The organism is Actinomadura sp. 7K534 (assembly GCF_004348575.1).
Lineage (GTDB): Bacteria > Actinomycetota > Actinomycetes > Streptosporangiales > Streptosporangiaceae > Spirillospora > Spirillospora livida.
The window spans coordinates 1-16,516 of the sequence record NZ_SMKB01000031.1; the positions used below are offsets into that span (position 1 = coordinate 1).

Sequence of the window (16,516 nt, forward strand, 5' to 3'; positions counted from 1 at the left end):
CCCCTACGGGCAGCCTCCTCCGGCCGCCCCCGCCCGGACGAACAAGTGGGCGATCGCCTCTCTCGTCACCGGAGTCCTCGGCCTGGTGGTGCTGGGGGTCATCTTCGGCATCGTCGCGCTCCTGCAGGCCGGAGGGCGCGGGGAGAAGGGCAAGGGCCTGGCCGTCGGCGGCCTCATCGCGTCCGCCGTGTGGACCGTGGCGGGGGTGGTCGCCCTCCTCCTCACCGCCGGTTCGGTCCTCATCGTCGACCGCGACGAGTCCGGGCAGGTCACCGGGGAGGGCCGGGTGCTCGTCGTGGCCCTGCGGACCGGTGACTGCTTCACCGGGTTCGACGGGGACACGACCAAGATCCTGGTGACGGCGCTGCCCTGCTCGCAGCCGCACGACGGCGAGGTCGTCGCCAAGCTGCGGCTGTCCGGCGACGGGTATCCCGGCGACGACAAGGTGTCCGAGCAGGCGGACAACGCCTGCTTCGAGAAGAGCATCCAACTCCAGAAGAGCCGGCACTCCAAGGACCTGGAGCCCTACAACCTCTGGCCCAGCCGGACGACCTGGCACGACGGCGACCGCGAGGTGGTCTGCCTGATGCGCTACACCGGCTCCGGAACGCTCACATCACCGCTCCGCGAGACCATCGACGCGAGCCGGAGGCTCTGGGACGAGCTGACCGCCGGGGACTGCCTCGGGAAGTGGGACGACGAGTCGTACACGCAGCGCACCGTCTCCTGCACCGAGCCGTACTGGATCCAGGTGTACGCGACCTTCGCCCTGAAGGCGGGCCCGTATCCGGGGCAGAAGGCGATGGACCGCACCGCCCAGCGCGGCTGCGAGCGGCGGCAGGAGAAGGTCTTCCGCGGCCACCGCCTCCCGGACCTGATGTGGTGGCTGTACCCCGAGGAGGTCGAATGGGACGCCGGCCACCGCACCGCCGTCTGCTTCGCCGAAAGCGAAGGCCGCCCCCTGAAGAAACCAATGCTCCCCAGCTGACCTGCCCCGACACCAGCACGCCGGGCAGCCCGAAACCAGCGTGCCGCCGGTGCCCGTGAAGGGGCACCGACGGCACGTGGTTCCGGCGGTGGCGGCGTCAGACGACGGCGCCCGAGCTGTCGGAGGTGCGGTGGACGGGTGCCTTCGGCTTGTCCTTGGGCTGGGGCGGCGGGGACTTGGCGTACTTCTCCAGCACGATCGCCACCGGTGTCGCGGTGAACACGCTGGAGTAGGTCCCGACCACGATGCCGATCAGCAGCGCGATGGCGAAGTCCATCAGCGAGTCACCGCCGAGGATGGCCAGCGCCCCCAGGATGAACAGCGCGCCCATACCGGTGTTGATCGTCCGCGGGACGGTCTGCAGGGTGCCCCTGTTCGCGATGTCGGCGAACTTGCCCTTCGGGTTGTCGCCCCACAGTTCCCGGATGCGGTCGAACACCACCACCGAGTCGTTCACCGAGTATCCGATGATCGTGAGCAGCGCGGCCAGGAAGACCCCGTCGATCGGTTTGCCGAGCCAGGCGAAGACACCCGTGACGATCATGATGTCGTGGAACATCGCGACCACCGCGCCGGTCGCGAACGTCCAGCGGAATCTGATCGTCAGGTAGGCGAGCTGGGCGAGCAGCGCGACGCCGAGGGCGATCAGCGCCTTGGTTCGCAGCTCGTCGCCGAGGCTGGGCCCGATCAGCTCGTCACGGACCTTGGTGGCCCCGCCGCCCTCCTTGCCGAGGGCTTCCTGGATCTTCTTCTCCTCCTCGTTGGTGAGGTCGCTCGTCCGGACGGAGATGTCGGACTCGCCGGAGCTCTGCACGACGGCGCGCGGGAACCCGGCGTCGGAGACGGCCTGGCGGGCGTCGTCGATGTCGAGCGGGCGGCTCGTGGAGTACTCGACGATGCGGCCGCCGGTGAACTCCACCCCGTAGTTGAGGCCCTGGGTGAAGATCCCGAGCGCGGCGGCGGCGACGGCGGCCCCGGAGATGGCGAGCCACAGCCGGCGGCGCTTCATCAGGTCGGGGCCGCGTTCGTTCAGCCACCGCCGGATGCGCCCGGCGCCGCTGAGGCCGCCGGCCCTGCCCTTGGTGAGCTTGGGGAACCGCGCGGCGGCGGCGTCGGTGAGGACGCGGCTCACCAGCATCGCGGAGATGAGGGAGCCGACCACGCCGATGGTGAGGGTGACACCGAAGCCCCGCACCGGCCCGGACGCCAGGAAGAACAGCAGCGCGCCGGCGAGCAGGGTGGTGACGGCGGTGTCGGCGATCGCCGACCACGCCTTGTTGAACCCGGTGGCGAGCACCGTGCGCGCCCTGCGGCCCGGGGCCGCCGCGAGTTCCTCTCTCGCGCGTTCGAACGCGAGCACGTTGGCGTCGATCGCCATGCCGATGGCCAGGACGAACCCGGCCAGGCCGGGCAAGGTCAGTGTCGCCCCGATCGCGACGAGGGCGCCGTAGGAGATCAACGCGTAGCCGGCGAGGGCCACGGTCGCGAGGAGGCCGACGAGGCGGTAGACCGCGACGATGAACAGCCCGGTCAGGATGATCCCGATGACGGCGGCCTTGGCGCTGGCCTCGATCGCCTCGTCGCCCAGCGTCGGGCCGACCACCCGCTGCTCGATGATCTTCACGGGCACGGGGAGCGCGCCGCCCTCGATGAGGGCCGCGAGGTCCTTGGCCTCGTCGGCGCCGAAGTCGCCGGTGATCTGGGTCGATCCGCCGGTGATGCCGACGCCGCAGGGCACGCTCTGGGTCACCTGCGGCGAGGAGATCACCTTGCCGTCCAGGACGATCGCGATCCGGCGCTCGTCGCCGACCGCGCAGGCGGCCTTGGCCGTCAGCTGCTCCCAGGTCTTGCCGCCGCTGCCTTTGAAGTCGACGTTGACGGCCCAGCCGCCGACGTTCTGCGGGTCGAAGGAGGCGTTCGCCTCGCCGATGCCCTCACCGGTGAGCGCGGCGGGCCCGATCAGGATGGGCTGGCCGCTCTCGTCGGGGAGGACCTGCTGGCCCTTCGCCTTGTCGGGCTGCTGGCCGGTGTTCGGGAGCACGGGGTGCGCGGTGAGCTGGGCGGTCTTGCCGATCGCCTCGGTCGCCCGGGTCGGGTCCTGGACGTCGGGCAGCTCGACGATCAGCCGCCGGTCGCCGGACCGCGTGATCGACGACTCGGCCACGCCGAGGGCGTCGATGCGGCGCCGCATGACCTCCAGGGCGCGGTCGGTGGACTCGCGGTCGGCCTTGACCGTCGGCGAGTCCTGCGTTTCGAGGACGATCTGGGTGCCGCCGCGCAGGTCGAGGCCGAGGCGGGCTTCTTTGGTGTACGCGAAGTAGAAGGATGTGGCGAGCACTGCCAATGCCAGTACCGCCCGCACCAGGTTGGCGCGGTTCAAAAGGGGACCTCCACGGAGCTTCGGCTCCGCGCGGCTGCGCGCGGAACCGCGGACGAAAGGGTCAGGTGCGCGTGGAGGCGGGCGGGGCTCGGCCGCGCGGGGCGCCGCCCGCCGCGAGGTCGGGCGCGGCGCCGGCGGCCGGCGGGGGCCGGATGGCGCGCACGGACGGCGGCCGGACATCGGTGCCGGGCAGCGGGAGCGCCGCGGGTGCGGGCTTCGCTTCGGGCGCGTCCGGCGCGGCGACCTGCCGCGTCGGCGCGGTGGCCACGGTGCCGCCGGTGGCCGCGGTCTGCGCGTGGCCGCCCGGGTGCGGTTTCGCGGAGGCGCGGCCGCGGGTCGGCGTGTGCTGGGCCACCCAGGTGCGCACGGCGGAGATCGTCCCGGTGGCGGAGTTCCCGGTCTGCGCACCGGATCCGGTCCCGAACCCGGTGGGCGCCGCCACGAGGCCGAGGAGCCCCAGCGTGAGGACGAGCAGCCGGGCGAGGGGGAGGATCGGACGCGGTAGCTCGCGCATTCCGCTCCTCCACTCGGCTCGGTCAGGATGCTCGGTCGTGCCCGTGCTGATGGCCCGTGGTGATGGCCCGTGGTGATGGCCCGTGGTGATGGCCCGTGCTACTACCTGATGGCGGTGCCGCCCACGATGCCGGGACGACGGCGGGCGGTCCAGTCAACCTAGCCCAGGTTCAGGTCAGGGGAGCACGGTTCGCACCCCGTTGACAAAACACGGGACGGATTTCCCGTCAAGGTGAGCCGCCGTGACAATGCCGTGCCCCTCCCCGCCCCGGCGCGCGTGCCAGCGAACATGAACGGGTGTCCGAATGCGGCCAGGCCGCAATCGGCCTGCAGCCATTGCCCGGCCGTCAAAAGCGAATTACTTTCGCGTACGCCCACCCCGAACCGGACAGAGGAGTATCCGGTGGCACGTTTTAGACAGGTCGCTGTCCTCGGCACCGCGGCGCTGGCCGCCTTCGCACTGACAGCCGCCCCCGCCTCCGCCGCTACCACCACCATCCGCGCGGGCTCGGCGACCGCCGACCCCTACTCCGGCAACGTCCAGGCGTCGCTGCTCGGCGAGGCCTCCGTCTCCGCGTCGATCGGCAGCGGCTCGTGCAGCGAGTCCACCATGACCGGGTCGATCAACTCCGACGGCACCGGCCTCGCCATCGCCGGCGCGAGCTTCAGCGAGTGCTCCGGCACCTCCGACGTGAGCATCACCACGATGAACCTGCCGTGGACCGGCGGCGCCGTCGCGCACGACCCGGCCGGGACCAACGGCCGCGACGCCACGGTCACCATCGCCAACTTCAGCGTCCGCGCGGTCGTGGACCTGTTCGGCGGGATCGGCTGCAACTTCGGCGGCACCCTCACCGCCAACGGCTACAACGGCGACAACCCCGCGCGGCCGGACACCAGCAGCGGCGAGGCCCAGGTCGGCGTCAGCAACGCCACGGTGAACAGGCAGTCCGGCAGCCACTGGCTCTGCCCGTCCACCGCCCAGGTGACCGCGACGTACGCGCTGCAGGGCGAGACCAGCGCCGGCTCCGGCACGTACGACCAGTCCCTGTACGTGACGGGCTGACGCTCCCGCAAGCTCCCCTACACGCTCCCGCCAAGCGTCCGCTCCCAGGGACGCGCTCCCATGAAGGATGCGGGCCGCCCCCCAGCCGGGGGGCGGCCCGTAGCGCTCTTCCGGCCCGCAGCCTTTACCGCCAGGGCGCGCGGCCGCCGCTCAGCAGCCGACGAGCTGCGCGGCGAGGAACGACTCCACCTGGCTCAGCGCGATGCGCTCCTGGCTCATCGAGTCGCGTTCCCGGACGGTCACCGCCTCGTCCTCGAGCGTGTCGAAGTCGACCGTGACGCAGAACGGCGTGCCGATCTCGTCCTGGCGGCGGTACCGGCGGCCGATGGCGCCCGCGTCGTCGAAGTCGACGTTCCAGTTGCGGCGCAGCTGCGCGGCGAGGTCGCGGGCCTTCGGGGACAGGTCGGCGTTGCGCGACAGCGGCAGCACCGCGACCTTGACCGGGGCGAGCCGCCGGTCGAGCCGCATGACCGTGCGCTTCTCCAGCTTGCCCTTGGCGTTGGGCGCCTCGTCCTCGGCGTAGGCGTCCATCATGAACGTGAGCGTGGCGCGGTCGACGCCCGCCGACGGCTCGATCACGTACGGGGTGTACCGCTCGCCGGACTCCTGGTCGAAGAACGACAGGTCGGCGCCCGACGCCTTCGAGTGCGTCGTCAGGTCGAAGTCGGTGCGGTTGGCGACGCCCTCCAGCTCGCCCCACTCGCCGCCGGCGAAGTCGAACCGGTACTCCAGGTCGACGGTGCGCTTGGAGTAGTGCGACAGCTTCTCCTGCGGGTGCTCGTAGAACCGCAGGTTCTCCTTGCTGACGCCGAGGTCGACGTACCACTGCATGCGCTCGTCGATCCAGTACTGGTGCCATTCCTCGTCGGTGCCGGGCTTGACGAAGAACTCCAGCTCCATCTGCTCGAACTCGCGGGTCCGGAAGATGAAGTTGCCGGGCGTGATCTCGTTGCGGAACGACTTGCCGATCTGACCGATGCCGAACGGCACCTTGCGGCGCGCGGACTGCTGGACGTTCAGGTAGTTGATGAAGATGCCCTGCGCCGTCTCGGGACGCAGGTAGGCCAGCCCGGACTCGTCCTCGACGGGGCCGAGGAAGGTCTTCAGCAGCCCGTTGAACATCCGCGGCTCGGTGAACGAGCCCTTGACGCCGCAGTTCGGGCAGCTGATGTCGGCCAGGCCGTTCGCCGGCGGGCGGCCGTGCTTCTCCTCGTACGCCTCCTCCAGGTGGTCGGCCCGGAAGCGCTTGTGGCAGGACTGGCACTCGGTGAGCGGGTCCACGAACGCCTGGACGTGGCCGCTCGCCTCCCACACCTCGCGCGCCAGGATGACGGACGAGTCGAGGCCGACGACGTCGTCGCGGCCCTGCACCATGGACTTCCACCACTGGCGCTTGACGTTGTTCTTCAGCTCCACGCCGAGGGGGCCGTAGTCCCAGGACGCGCGGAGCCCGCCGTAGATCTCGCTCGACGGGTAGACCAGGCCGCGCCGTTTGGCGAGGTTGACGATCGTGTCCAGCACATCGGAACGGCGTGCCATGAGAGATTCTCCATCCAACTGGCGGTCGGCGGGACAGTGAGTGCGCCCCGTTCCCGCGGCGACGGCGGGCGGGGGCGAATGTGATCCCCGGTGATGACGCCCGCGGCGCGATCCTCCGCGGCGCCGGCGAGCGTTCCCAGCTTAGGGCACCATGGCGCCTGGTAGGTGTACTTAAAAGGCGAGGCCGTCGGCGATGTTGCTGTCGATGTTGAGGGTGACTCCGCCGTGCGTTTCGTAGTGGTCGCCCCGGTACTGCTTGATGCGGCGGTGCGGGCGCCACCAGTCGTCGGGGATGTACGGGTCGCCGTACACCTGGGCCTTGCCGTTCCAGTGGGCGAACCAGACGCATTCGGGCTTGCCGATGCCGGTGGCGCTGCCGACGTCCCGGATGCCGGACGTGACGCTGCTGTAGAGGCAGGGCGTGTACCCCTCCACCTTCAGCCGCCGGACCCAGCTGTCCACGAACCGCAGCACCGCGGCCTTGCACGCCTTCTTGCGGCCCGCGTACGCCTCCATGTCGAAGTAGATGGGCGCACCGGCCGGGATGCCGAGCGCCCCGGCCTTGCGGGCGGCGTCCGCGGCCGCCTTACGGCCCTGGTTCGCGGCGTTCTTGGCGGTGAACCGCTGCGGCCGGCTGCCGCACGGGGCCTGCAGGCCGACGTAGGTGGGCGTGATCCGGTATCCCATCTCGCGGACCTCGCGCACCCACCGCTCGGTGAGGTTGGGCTGCGCGCAGCCGCGCGCGGCGCCGCCGATGTAGATGTTGGTGACCTTGAACGACGGCCGCCACGCCTTCATGGCCGCGATGGACGGTGCCGCGCAGGTGTCGAATCCCTTGCCCCGCACCCACTTCTTGGTCGCGGCCGGCGCGGCACCCGCCTGCGTCCCGCTCGCCCGGGGCGTGCTCGACTCGGAGGGGCTGGGCTGAGGCGAACCGGGCAGGGGCGAACTCGGCCGGGCCGGTTCCGCCACGGACGGGCTCGGCGGAAGCGGGCTCGGCTCGCGCGTACCGGGCGACTCGTGCCCGGCACCCGCCCGCGGCGTCTCGGGGACGCGCGACGCCGCGGGCGGCCGTCCCGTCAGCCTGGCGCCGCGGAGCATCCGCTGGAGCGCGGCCGGGTCCGTCCCGTACACGCCGGTGATGGTGACTCCGGCCTCGCGGAGGTCGAGCCGCAGCTCCTGGTCGACGGTCTGCGGAACCGTGAGCCGGGCGAGCGAGTCGCCGGTGACGAGCCGGCCGGCCGGCGGCGCCGAGCCGCCGGAGGGCTGGATGTGCACGGCCTCGGTGCGGCCGACGATGCGGGCCGGGCAGTCGGGTTCGGGGCCGGGGCGGCCGAGGTAGAGGGCGCGCCGGTCGTAGCGGACGCAGCGCAGCGGGTCCCGGTCGAGGTCGTGGACCTCCCAGTCGGCCGGGACGGGTATCCGCAACCCCCGGTACTCGACGACGCGGGACGCGCGCACGCCCGCCGCGTCGCCGGCCGGCCCGGCGTCGCGCGCCAGCGCGGAGGCCCGCTCGGACGAGGACCGCGACGGGTCCGTGCCGAGCACGGCGAGGGCGGGTGCGGCGGCCGCCGCCCCGCACAGGACGACGCTGAACAGGACGCCACGGCGCATCAGTTGTCCCCCGGAGAACACGGGTCCCCGGGTGGTCGTCCCCCGCCGGACCCACGGCATGATCGTGATGCCGCAAAGATGACCTTGCGGGGGGACGCGAAACCGGCGCCGGGCGCTTCTTGCCGCAGCCTTGACCTGCGAGATCAGGTGCGCGGCGGGGTCAGGCGGAGCTGACGACCTCGTAGGCGCCGGGCTCGTCGACGGCCATGGCGGCGAGCGGGATGAACTGCAGCCGCACCTCGTACGCGCCGAGCGCGCGGCGGTAGTGCCCGGCGCCGTCCCACTCGGTGACCAGGGCCCACAGCCCGGGGTCGTCGACGGTCCGGGCGAGCCGGCCGGAGCGGAAGCCGGGGCTGGCCGCCAGCGCCGTCAGCACCGCGCCCATGCGCCCCGCGAAGTCGTCGGAGTCCTCGCCCGGCACGCGGTACCGGGTTATCGCGATCATCCGTCAATCTTGGCAGCCGTTCCGCCGTGGTCCGTCCCGGCCTCCCCCGGAAGGGCGCCGGGTCGGTACGTTGGGGCACGTGAATGCGCGAGGCGACCAGGCGGGGACGCAGTCGACCGGGCTGCGGGCGACGATCGAGCGGTGGAGCGCGGCACCGGTGGTGTTCCTGCACCGGATACCGCGCTGGACGCTGCTCGCCGCGGTGTTCGTCCTCCTCGCGATCGGCATGATCGGGACCGGCTGGGTGGCGGCCGCGGGGCTGCTGGTGCTGGCGGCGGCGCTCGCCTGGTTCGCCTACCTGAACTGGCCCGCGCTGGACGGTTCGGGAAGAATTCTGCGAATCGTGACGCTGGTGGTTCTGGTGGGATTCGCCGTTGGACGCGGCATTGAACGGTTTTGACAACCGTTTTCATCTTCGTCCATAATTGCGAAGTGCCACTTCCTCCCGTCCCCGCACGCCGGGCGCTGCGCGCCCTTCCGGCGGCGCTGGCCCTCGCCGGGGCCGCGTCCGGGCTGACGGCCTGCGCCGGCGCCGAGGCGGACGTCCCACCAGGCAAGACGGTCGTGGTCGCGTCGATCTACCCGGTGGCCTGGCTGGCGGAGAAGGTCGGCGGCGACGCCGTCTTCGTCCGCACGCTCACCGCGCCCGGGACCGAGCCGCACGACCTGGAGCTGACCACCCGCAAGGCGGCCGCCGTCGTGGACGCCGACTTCGCCGTCCACGTCGGGGGCGTCCAGCCGGCCGTGGACGACGCCGTCCGGCGGCACGCGAAGGAGAACTCCCTGGACGCCGCGACCGTGGTCGAGACGCTGCCGCCGCCGGACGAGACCGACGACGCGGAGGCGCACGACGGCGTCCGCCACGAGGAGTCGGACCACGACCCGCACATCTGGCTCGACCCGACCCGCATGGCGACGGTCGCGACCGTGCTCGGCGACCGGCTGGCCGACACCGACCCCGCGCACGCGTCGCGCTACCGGGAGCGCGCCGCCGCCACCGCCGCCGAACTGGCCGCGCTGGACCGCGGGTTCCGGGCGGGCCTGGCGACCTGCAAGCGGCGGGAGATCATCACCGCGCACGCCGCGTTCGGCTACCTCGCCGACCGCTACGGGCTGCGGCAGACCCCCGTCGCCGGCGTCGACCCGGGCGCCGAGCCCACCCCGCGGAGGCTGGCCGACCTGACCCGGCGGGTGTCCGCGACCGGCGCCACCACGATCTTCACCGAGACGCTGGTCAGCCCGAAGGTCGCCGAGTCCCTGGCGCGCGCGGCGGGCGTGCGCACCGCCGTGCTCGACCCCATCGAGGGCATCGAGGACGGCTCGTCCGACGACTACCTGACGATCATGCAGCGGAACCTGGGGACGCTGCGTCCCGCGCTGGAGTGCACATGACGGATCCGCGGCACGCACCGCCGTTCGAGATGACCGGGGCGCTCGTCCGCCGCGACGGCCGCGAGGTCCTCGGCGGCATCGACCTGCGGGTCGACGCCGGCGACGTGCTCGCCGTCCTCGGCCCGAACGGCTCGGGAAAGTCCACGCTGGTCAAGGCGCTGCTCGGGCTCGTCCCGCTGGCGGCCGGCCGCACCGAGATCTACGGCGAGCCGCCCGCGCGGTTCCGCGGCTGGCAGCGGATCGGGTACGTCCCGCAGCGGCTGCCGGCGGGCGGCGGCGTCCCGGCGACCGTCCGGGAGGTCGTGGCGTCCGGGCGGGTGGCGCGGCGGTCCCGGTGGCTGCCCGCCCTGCTCGGCGACCGGGCGGCCGAGCGGGACGCCGTGGACCGCGCCCTGAAGGCGGTGGGCCTCGCCGACCGCGCCCGCGACTCGGCCCACCTGCTGTCGGGCGGCGAGCAGCGGCGCGTGCTGATCGCCCGCGCCCTCGCCGGCGAACCCGACGTGTTCGTGATGGACGAGCCCACCGCGGGCGTGGACACCCGCAACCAGGCGGCGCTCGCGTCGGCCCTGCACGAGCTCACCCGCGGCGGCCGCACGGTCGTCCTGGTGGCGCACGAGCTCGGCCCGATGGAGCCGCTCCTCACCCGCACGATCGAGCTGGGCCAGGGCCGCGTCGTCCGGGAGACCCGGGCCGGCGACGCGCACGAGACGACAGCGACGGGAAGGCCCGCATGAGCGAGATGCTGCAGTACCCCTTCATGCGGGTCGGCCTGGTGATGGCGGTGCTCATCGGCCTGGCCGCGCCCGCCGTGGGCACGTTCCTCGTCCAGCGCAGGCTGTCGCTGCTCGGCGACGGCATCGGGCACATCGCGCTGACCGGCATCGGGCTCGGCCTGCTCACCAGCACCTCCCCCGTGCTCGGCGCGCTGGTCGTGGCGGTGCTCGGCGCCGCCGCGATCGAGATCCTGCGCGCCCGGAGCCGCAGCGGCGCGGACGTCGCGCTGGCGCTGCTGTTCTACGGCGGCCTCGCGGGCGGTGTCATCCTCACCAGCGCGGGCGGCGGCAGCGGGACGGCCCTGCACGCGTACCTGTTCGGCTCGATCACCAGCGTGACCGTCACCGACCTGTACCTGGTCGCGGGCCTGGCCGCCGCGGTGCTCGCGATCGTCGCGGTCTTCGGCCGCGAGATGTTCCTGCTGTGCCAGGACGAGGAGCTGGCGCGCGCGTCCGGGCTGCCCGTCCGCTTCCTCAGCGTGCTGATCGCCGCGACCGCCGCGGTCACCGTCGTGATCTCCATGCGCGCGATCGGGCTGCTCCTCGTCAGCGCGCTGATGATCGTCCCGGTGGCGGCGGCGCAGCAGCTCGCCCGCGGATTTCGGGGGACCATGCTGGTGGCCATGGCGGCCGGTGTACTGTCGGCCGTGTCGGGCCTGGCGGGCTCCTTTCAGTACGATCTGCCCCCGGGCCCATCGATCGTGCTGCTGGCGCTCGCGCTGTTCGCGGTCGCGGTCGCCGGGGGCTCGGCGATGCGCCGCAGGCGTGCGCGGGCCGTCCCGGCCGGGGCCACCGCCCCCGCCGCGGCCGGCCAGGGCGCCGACACGCGCGTGGACGCCGAGGCGGAGGTGCTAGGGGGATGACGACGGCCCGCCGTAACGCGGTGCGGCAGGTGCTCGCCGGTTCCGAGGGGTTCCGCAGCGCGCAGGACATCTACGCCGACCTGCGCGCCGACGGTTCCAAGATCGGCCTCACCACGGTGTACCGGGCGCTGCAGGCGCTCACCGACGCCGGTGAGGTCGACGTCCTGCGCACGGACGAGGGCGAGGCCGTCTACCGGGCCTGCCGCACCGAGCAGCACCACCACCACCTGGTGTGCCGCCAGTGCGGGCGGACGGTCGAGGTCGAGGGCCCGGCCGTGGAGCGCTGGGCGGACGCGATCGCCGCCGAGCACGGCTTCAGCGACATAACGCACACCGTCGAGGTGTTCGGCACCTGCGCGGAGTGCACCAGGAAGGCCCGCTGACGCTACCTGCGGGTTCATGATCCGCCCGGGCCGGGACATGGGAGGATCGGGGCATGGCTACGACACGAACCGCTAACGCGCACTGGGAAGGGCCGCTCACCAGCGGCCGGGGGACCGTCTCCCTGGACTCCTCGAAGCTCGGCACCTACGACGTGACCTGGCCGGCGCGCTCCGAGGAGCCGAACGGCAAGACGAGCCCCGAGGAGCTCATCGCCGCGGCGCACTCCACCTGCTACTCGATGGCGCTCTCGCACGGCCTCGCCGGCGCGGGCACGCCGCCGGAGAAGGTGGACACCAAGGCCGAGGTCACGTTCCAGCCGGGCGAGGGCATCACCGGCATCCACCTGACCGTCCGGGCCAGCGTCCCCGGCCTCTCCGCGGCCGACTTCGAGAAGGCCGCCCAGGACGCCAAGACCGGCTGCCCCGTCAGCAAGGCCCTGACCGGCACCAAGATCACCCTGGACGCCGCCCTCGTCTGACGAGAACGACGCCCGCTTTCGGCGTTCAGGCGCTCCCAGGCGTCTGAACGCCGAAAACCGCATTGGGCACGGCGCCGCCGTAGCGGCGGTCCCTGGACGCGTAGATCTCGCAGGCGTGCCAGAGGTGGCGGCGGTCGAAGTCGGGCCAGAGGGTGTCGAGGAACACCATCTCCGCGTACGCCGACTGCCACAGCAGGAAGTTGGAGGTGCGCTGCTCCCCGGACGAGCGCAGGAACAGGTCCACATCCGGGATGCCGGGTTCGTCCAGGTAGCGGGCGAAGACCTTCTCGGTGATCTTGTCGGGGTTGAGCCGGCCGGCGCGGACGTCCCGGGCGATCGCGGCCGCCGCGTCCGCGATCTCCGCGCGCCCGCCGTAGTTCACGCAGAACTGCAGGGTGAGGACGTCGTTGCCGCGCGTCATCTCCTCGGCCGTCTCCAGCTCGCTGATGACGCTGCGCCACAGCCGCGGCCGCCGGCCCGCCCAGCGGACCCGGACGCCCATCGAGTGGAGCTGGTCGCGGCGGCGGCGGATCACGTCCCGGTTGAAGCCCATGAGGAAGCGCACCTCGTCCGGGGAGCGCTTCCAGTTCTCGGTGGAGAAGGCGTACGCCGACAGGTACGGGATGCCGAGCTCGATCGCGCCCATGATGACGTCGAAGAGGGAGTCCTCGCCGCGGGTGTGCCCCTCGGTGCGCGGGAGGCCGCGCTCCTTGGCCCAGCGGCCGTTGCCGTCCATCACGATGGCGACGTGCCGCGGCACCAGGTCCGCGGGGATCGGGGGCGGGACGGCGCCGTCCCGATGCGGCTCCGGCGGCGAAACGGCCCTGCTCAAACTCTCTCCCTGGGGATGTCGGTGTCGTCGGCCGGCGCTTCCCTGGCGGGTGCGGCCTCGTCGGCGGGCCCGGTGTCGCGCTCCACATGGCGGAGGGACCGGATCCCGTGCTCCAGATGCCACTGGAGGTAGGCGGCGACCAGGCCGCTGGTCTCCATCCGGTGGCGCTGCTCGCTGGCGTCGGCGTACTCCCAGTCGCCGCGCAGCAGCGCCAGCATCAGCGCGAACGTCGGCGGCGCCGGGGTCGCGGCGCCGGGCCGGCGGCAGTTCGCGCAGACCGCGCCGCCCGCGGCGATGGCGAACCCGCGCAGGCCGCCGCGGACGCCGCAGCGGCAGCACTCGTCGAGGGCGGGGGCCCACCCGGCGACCGACAGCGAGCGCAGCAGGAAGGCGTCCAGGACGAGCCGCGGGTCGTGCGCGCGCTCGGCGAGCGTGCGCAGCCCGCCGACCAGGAGCAGGAACTGCCGCAGCGCGGGCTCGCCCTCCTCGGACGTGAGCTTCTCCGCGGTCTCCAGCATCGCCGTCCCCGCGGTGTAGCGGGGGTAGTCGGTGACCAGGGCCTCCCCGTACGGGCGCAGCGTCTCGGCCTGGGTGATCAGGTCGAGGGAGCGCCGCTCGTACAGCTGGAGGTCCACGTGGGTGAACGGCTCCAGCCGCGCCCCGAAGCGGGACTTCGTCTTGCGGACCCCCTTCGCCGCGGCGCGGATCCGGCCGGTGCGCCGGGTCAGCACCGTCACGATGCGGTCGGCCTCGCCCAGCTTCTGGGTGCGCAGGACGATGCCTTCGTCGCGGTAGAGGGTCACCCGTTCATTCTGACGCACGGCACCGGATGCCCCGGCGGGCGGCCGGGTCATCTCCCCCGGATCTTCACAAGTCCGCCCGGACCATAGCACTGTGCTGGATAACAATTACATACCGTGACCAGATTCGGCCGTCTCGTCCCGCCGGAAGTTATGGCTTGAACCATCCGGAGCTGGCAGCGTTGGGGCATGAGATGCCCCATCGTTCCGCGGCCCGCGCCGAACGCACACCCGACGACGCCGGAGATCCGGCCGGGAGCAGGTGTCCACATGGAGGCGAACGGATAGCGCAGTGAGAGTGACAGTCGTCCGCAGCGGAGGATTCGCGGGGATCGAGCGCCGCGCCGAGTCCGACAGCGCCAGCGACCCCATGCTGACGAGGCTCGTCGGCCGCGTCGACCTGACCGCGGTCCCGCCCCCGGGCCGAATCCCCGACCAGTTCCTGTACGAAATCGACATAGACGGCGACCGGACCACGGTCGGTGAGGCCCAGCTGCGGGGGGCGCTCCGCGAACTCGTCCACCACGTCCTCGGGCGCGCGTGACCCGTCCGGCCGCCTCGCCGCGGGCCGTGCCCGGCCGAGCCGTCCCGGGCGCCCGGCGCTGGTGCCGCCGGGCGCCCGTCACACCGGCTACTTCGCCTGCGGGCGGGCCACCCGGTTCACCGCGGACAGCATCGCCTTGAGGGACGCGGTGACGATGTTCCCGTCGATGCCCACGCCCCACACCGACGTGCCGCTCCCGTCACCGAACCGCACGTCGCACTCGACGTAGGCGGCGGCGCGCGCGTCGCCGCCGGCGCTCATCGCGTGCTCGGCGTAGTCCAGGACGCGGACGTCGACGCCGACGGTCGCGAGGGCGTCCTCGAACGCCGAGACGGGGCCGTTGCCGACCCCCTCGATCTCGCGGATCTCGCCGTCGATGCGGACGTCGCAGCTGATCGCGTCCTTCTCGTCCACCCGGGACGTCGTGCGGTGCGCCAGCAGCCCGACGCGGGGGCCGCCGGTGAGGAACTCGCTCTGGAAGATCTCCCACATGCGCTCGGCGGTGACCTCGCCGCCCTCGGTGTCGGTGTGCTCCTGGACGACGCGGGAGAACTCGATCTGCAGCCGGCGCGGCAGCTCCAGGGAGTGCTCGGTCTTCATGATGTAGGCGACGCCGCCCTTGCCGGACTGGCTGTTGACCCGGATGACGGCCTCGTAGGTGCGGCCGACGTCGTGCGGGTCGATCGGCAGGTACGGGACCTCCCAGGGGTGGTCGTCGACCGTCGCCCCGGCCGCCTCGGCGTCCCGCCGCAGGTGGACGAAGCCCTTGTTGATGGCGTCCTGGTGCGACCCGGAGAACGCGGTGTACACCAGGTCGCCGCCGTAGGGGTGCCGCTCGTGGACGGGCAGCTGGTTGCAGTACTCGACCGTCCGGCGGATCTCGTCGATGCCGGAGAAGTCGATCTGCGGGTCGACGCCCTGGGTGAACAGGTTCAGGCCCAGCGTGACCAGGCAGACATTGCCGGTGCGCTCGCCGTTGCCGAACAGGCAGCCCTCGATGCGGTCGGCGCCCGCCAGGTAGCCCAGCTCGGCGGCGGCCACGGCGGTGCCGCGGTCGTTGTGCGGGTGCAGCGACAGGATGACGGAGTCCCGGTAGGCGAGGTTCCGGTTCATCCACTCGATCTGGTCGGCGTACACGTTCGGCGTGGCCATCTCGACCGTCGCCGGCAGGTTGACGATGACCTTCTTGTCCGGGGTGGGCTTCCACACGTCGTTGACGGCGTTGCAGACCTCGACGGCGTACTCCAGCTCGGTGCCGGTGAACGACTCCGGCGAGTACTGGAAGGAGATCTCGGTGTCGCCCATGTCCTCGGCGAGCTTGGCGCACAGCTTGGCGCCCTCGACGGCGATCGCGGTGATGCCGTCGCGGTCCTGCTCGAACACGACGCGGCGCTGCAGCGTGCTGGTCGAGTTGTACAGGTGGACGATCGCCCGCTTGGCGCCGCGCACCGACTCGAAGGTCCGCTCGATGAGCTCGGGACGGGCCTGCGTCAGCACCTGGACGACCACGTCGTCGGGGACGCGGTCCTCCTCGATGATCTGCCGGACGAAGTCGTAGTCGGTCTGGCTGGCCGCCGGGAAGCCGACCTCGATCTCCTTGTAGCCCATCCGTACCAGCAGCTCGAACATGCGCAGCTTGCGGTCGGCGTCCATCGGGTCGATCAGGGCCTGGTTGCCGTCCCGCAGGTCGACGGCGCACCAGCGCGGCGCCTCGGTGATGACGGCGTTCGGCCAGGTGCGGTCGGTCAGCTTGACCGGGGCGAAGGGGCGGTAGCGCTCGAAGGGCATACCGGAGGGCTGCTGTGGCGGAAACATCCGATGAGAACTTTCTGCTCGAACCTCGCGGCCGACGGCACGTCGCAGTCCCGCAGCGAGGGAGCCGGCCTGATTACAGGCCCCCGCTGC

At 72.3% G+C, this 16,516-nt stretch carries 17 protein-coding genes; 9 read left to right on the top strand and 8 right to left on the bottom strand.

The window, feature by feature from the left end; genetic code table 11:
- Positions 1-988 (top strand): DUF4190 domain-containing protein (locus tag E1266_RS09430; protein WP_132045863.1); only part of this gene is annotated, 988 nt, incomplete at its 5' end.
- 97 nt (positions 989-1,085) lie between these two features.
- Here E1266_RS09430 and secD read toward each other — a convergent pair.
- Both secD and E1266_RS09440 read right to left on the bottom strand, forming a co-directional pair.
- Positions 1,086-3,368 carry a protein translocase subunit SecD gene (secD, locus tag E1266_RS09435; RefSeq protein ID WP_207945517.1) on the bottom strand — a complete coding sequence of 761 codons (2,283 nt, stop codon included), beginning with the start codon at positions 3,366-3,368 and terminating at the stop codon, positions 1,086-1,088.
- Between the two features lie 61 nt (positions 3,369-3,429).
- Positions 3,430-3,882, bottom strand: coding sequence for a hypothetical protein (locus E1266_RS09440; protein WP_132045866.1), 453 nt, complete (start codon positions 3,880-3,882; stop codon positions 3,430-3,432).
- A gap of 402 nt (positions 3,883-4,284) precedes the next feature.
- Here E1266_RS09440 and E1266_RS09445 point away from each other — a divergent pair, with 402 nt between their 5' ends.
- A complete protein-coding gene (locus E1266_RS09445; RefSeq protein ID WP_132045868.1) occupies positions 4,285-4,947 on the top strand; it encodes a hypothetical protein in 663 nt (220 codons plus the stop codon).
- Between the two features lie 150 nt (positions 4,948-5,097).
- Here E1266_RS09445 and E1266_RS09450 read toward each other — a convergent pair whose 3' ends face one another.
- The 3 genes from E1266_RS09450 to E1266_RS09460 all read right to left on the bottom strand — a co-directional run bounded on the left by E1266_RS09450 (position 5,098) and on the right by E1266_RS09460 (position 8,545).
- A complete protein-coding gene (locus tag E1266_RS09450) occupies positions 5,098-6,486 on the bottom strand; it encodes a glycine--tRNA ligase (protein ID WP_132045870.1) in 1,389 nt (462 codons plus the stop codon).
- A gap of 171 nt (positions 6,487-6,657) precedes the next feature.
- A complete protein-coding gene (locus tag E1266_RS09455) occupies positions 6,658-8,100 on the bottom strand; it encodes a DUF1906 domain-containing protein (protein ID WP_132045872.1) in 1,443 nt (480 codons plus the stop codon).
- Between the two features lie 160 nt (positions 8,101-8,260).
- The gene (locus E1266_RS09460; RefSeq protein ID WP_132045874.1) at positions 8,261-8,545 is read right to left on the bottom strand and encodes an antibiotic biosynthesis monooxygenase family protein; all 285 of its coding nucleotides are present in this window, start codon (positions 8,543-8,545) and stop codon (positions 8,261-8,263) included.
- A 79-nt stretch (positions 8,546-8,624) separates the two neighbouring features.
- Here E1266_RS09460 and E1266_RS09465 point away from each other — a divergent pair, with 79 nt between their 5' ends.
- The 6 genes from E1266_RS09465 to E1266_RS09490 are packed head-to-tail and all read left to right on the top strand — an operon-like array spanning position 8,625 to position 12,435.
- The gene (locus tag E1266_RS09465) at positions 8,625-8,945 is read left to right on the top strand and encodes a DUF6703 family protein (RefSeq protein ID WP_132045875.1); all 321 of its coding nucleotides are present in this window, start codon (positions 8,625-8,627) and stop codon (positions 8,943-8,945) included.
- A gap of 32 nt (positions 8,946-8,977) precedes the next feature.
- Positions 8,978-9,937, top strand: coding sequence for a zinc ABC transporter substrate-binding protein (locus E1266_RS09470; RefSeq protein ID WP_243718320.1), 960 nt, complete (start codon positions 8,978-8,980; stop codon positions 9,935-9,937).
- A complete protein-coding gene (locus E1266_RS09475) occupies positions 9,934-10,671 on the top strand; it encodes an ATP-binding cassette domain-containing protein (RefSeq protein ID WP_132045877.1) in 738 nt (245 codons plus the stop codon). Before E1266_RS09470 ends, E1266_RS09475 begins: the two co-directional genes overlap by 4 nt.
- A complete protein-coding gene (locus tag E1266_RS09480; protein WP_132045879.1) occupies positions 10,668-11,573 on the top strand; it encodes a metal ABC transporter permease in 906 nt (301 codons plus the stop codon). The genes E1266_RS09475 and E1266_RS09480 overlap by 4 nt, the downstream gene beginning before the upstream one ends.
- On the top strand, positions 11,570-11,956 hold the full coding sequence (locus E1266_RS09485) for a transcriptional repressor (RefSeq protein WP_132045881.1): 387 nt from the start codon (positions 11,570-11,572) through the stop codon (positions 11,954-11,956). Before E1266_RS09480 ends, E1266_RS09485 begins: the two co-directional genes overlap by 4 nt.
- 53 nt (positions 11,957-12,009) lie before the next feature.
- The gene (locus E1266_RS09490; RefSeq protein WP_132045883.1) at positions 12,010-12,435 is read left to right on the top strand and encodes an OsmC family protein; all 426 of its coding nucleotides are present in this window, start codon (positions 12,010-12,012) and stop codon (positions 12,433-12,435) included.
- 25 nt (positions 12,436-12,460) lie between these two features.
- Here E1266_RS09490 and E1266_RS09495 read toward each other — a convergent pair whose 3' ends face one another.
- On the bottom strand, positions 12,461-13,267 hold the full coding sequence (locus E1266_RS09495; RefSeq protein WP_132045885.1) for an isoprenyl transferase: 807 nt from the start codon (positions 13,265-13,267) through the stop codon (positions 12,461-12,463).
- Complete coding sequence (gene recO, locus E1266_RS09500; protein WP_243718321.1) at positions 13,264-14,070, bottom strand: DNA repair protein RecO; 807 nt, start codon at positions 14,068-14,070, stop codon at positions 13,264-13,266. The genes E1266_RS09495 and recO overlap by 4 nt, the downstream gene beginning before the upstream one ends.
- A 289-nt stretch (positions 14,071-14,359) precedes the next feature.
- On the opposite strand from recO, the gene E1266_RS09505 reads away from it, so the two are divergent.
- Positions 14,360-14,611 carry a protealysin inhibitor emfourin gene (locus E1266_RS09505; protein ID WP_243718322.1) on the top strand — a complete coding sequence of 84 codons (252 nt, stop codon included), beginning with the start codon at positions 14,360-14,362 and terminating at the stop codon, positions 14,609-14,611.
- 87 nt (positions 14,612-14,698) lie between these two features.
- On the opposite strand, the gene leuA is transcribed toward E1266_RS09505, so the two are convergent.
- The gene (leuA, locus tag E1266_RS09510; RefSeq protein WP_132045889.1) at positions 14,699-16,426 is read right to left on the bottom strand and encodes a 2-isopropylmalate synthase; all 1,728 of its coding nucleotides are present in this window, start codon (positions 16,424-16,426) and stop codon (positions 14,699-14,701) included.
- Between the last annotated feature and the right edge of the window lie 90 nt (positions 16,427-16,516).